The sequence below is a fragment of the Corynebacterium sp. genome, from assembly GCF_030535495.1.
Lineage (GTDB): Bacteria > Actinomycetota > Actinomycetes > Mycobacteriales > Mycobacteriaceae > Corynebacterium.
The window spans coordinates 1-1737 of sequence record NZ_JAUNRW010000188.1 but is presented as its reverse complement, the minus strand read 5'-3'; the positions used below and the strand labels follow the sequence as shown (position 1 = coordinate 1737).

1 protein-coding gene is annotated in these 1737 nt (G+C 70.4%); it reads right to left on the bottom strand.

From position 1 onward, the window contains the following. Nucleotides 1–137 precede the first annotated feature (137 nt). Nucleotides 138–1737: non-homologous end-joining DNA ligase (ligD, locus tag Q4F73_RS12440; protein ID WP_303359652.1), on the bottom strand; the 1600-nt coding region annotated here is incomplete at its 5' end.

Here is a 1737-nt window from a genome sequence, read left to right as displayed (position 1 = left end):
CGCGGTAATGGAAGTCGGTGTGCCCGAAGCGTTCCTGCTCGGCCCGTTCGCCGATCGCGGCGGCATCGAGGGCCGCCTGCGACGGGGAGTCCGCGGTGCCGAGGTTGTCGTGGAGGGTGACGTTCATCGCTTGAATTCTAGAGCTCCCAACGCACCTCGCCCGGGTCCTTGTCGGCGCGCCAGCCCCGCCACACGGCCTGCCGCACCCGACCCTCGCGGGTCCGCCCGGCCAGGGCCACCTCGCCGACGTGCCGCGGAGTCACCCACCAGGCATCCTTCTCATCTGCGGCGGGGACATCGTCGACGGGCGGGGTTTTCCTCTCCAGGCGGCGCAGCAGCTTCTCGATGTCGCTGAGCTGCGCGGCCGTGAATCCGGTGCCCACCCGCCCGGCGTAGCGCAATACTCCCTGGTCGTCGGGAACGGCGAGCAGCAGGGATCCGATTCCACCGGCGCGCCCGCCCTTGCCGTGGCGCGCCCCGATGACCACCACCTCCTGGTGCAGCTGCGTCTTCAGCTTGAGCCACGCCTTCCCGCGCTTGCCCGGCAGGTAGGTCGAGTCGGCGCGTTTGGCCACCACCCCCTCCAGTCCCAGGTCGCGGCTGACCTTCTCCGCCTGGGCGAGGCTACCTGTGTGGGCGGGTGGGACGGTGACGTGCTCGCCCTCCGCGAGTACCTCCCGCAGCAGCGCCCGTCGCTTCCGGTACGGAGTCCGCAGCTGCGGACTTTTACCCAGCCGCAGGAGGTCGAAGACCATGTAGCGCAGGGTCGTCTCCACCTCCTCCCCCGCGGCCACCGCCTGCAGCAGCCCGAAATCCGGGCGTCCACGCTCGTCGAGGGCCACCAGTTCCCCGTCGAGGATTCCGCCCTGAGGAAGCAACTCGAGTAGTTCCGCGGCCTGCGGAAACAGTGCGGTGTAGTCGTGGCCGTTGCGGCTGGCCAACACCACCGCTCCCCCGCCGACCCCGGCAATGATGCGGTAGCCGTCCCACTTCATCTCGAAGACCCACTCCTCCCCGTCCTGCACGCCCAGGCGCACATCGGCCGGTGTGCCCGGGGTGGCGAGCATCGGTGCGGGCAGATCGGCGAGGGTGACAGGTGGGCGTCGAGAAGCATCCTCCGGCTGGTCCTGCATGAACTTGAGCAGCCAGTTCCGCTCGCCGGTGTGGATGAGGGCGAAGCGGCGTGGCGCGCCGCCGAGGCCACCGCCTTCGCGGCCGTGCAGCACGGCGATGACCTCCGTGCCCCCGCGCCACTTCTCGATCTCGCACGTGCCGGCATCCCAGATACTCACCTCCCCGGCGCCGTACTCGCCCTTCGCGATGGTCCCCTCGAAGTCGCCGTATTCCAACGGGTGGTCCTCGGTCTGCACGGCCAGACGGGTGACCTCCGGATCCAGCGGCGGGCCCTTGGGCACGGCCCAGGAGACGAGCACGCCGTCGTGTTCGAGCCGGAAGTCCCAGTGCAGGCGGCGGGCGTGGTGCTCATGGATGACGAAGGTCGGCGCACCCTCGGTGCGCTTCGTCGGAGGATCCACCGGCACCGGCTCCGCGGTCCTGGCCGGGTCGCGCATGGAGCGGTAGGTTTCCAGGCGGTCAGGTGCCTGCGCGCGGAGAGGCCCGAGCGGGTCGAGGCCGTCAGCGACGCGTTCGAGGACCTCCTCGTATTCCAGCTGAGACAGATCGGGATCGGCGAGCTCCTCCCACGTACGCGGCGCGGCGACGGTGGGACGCAGGCGG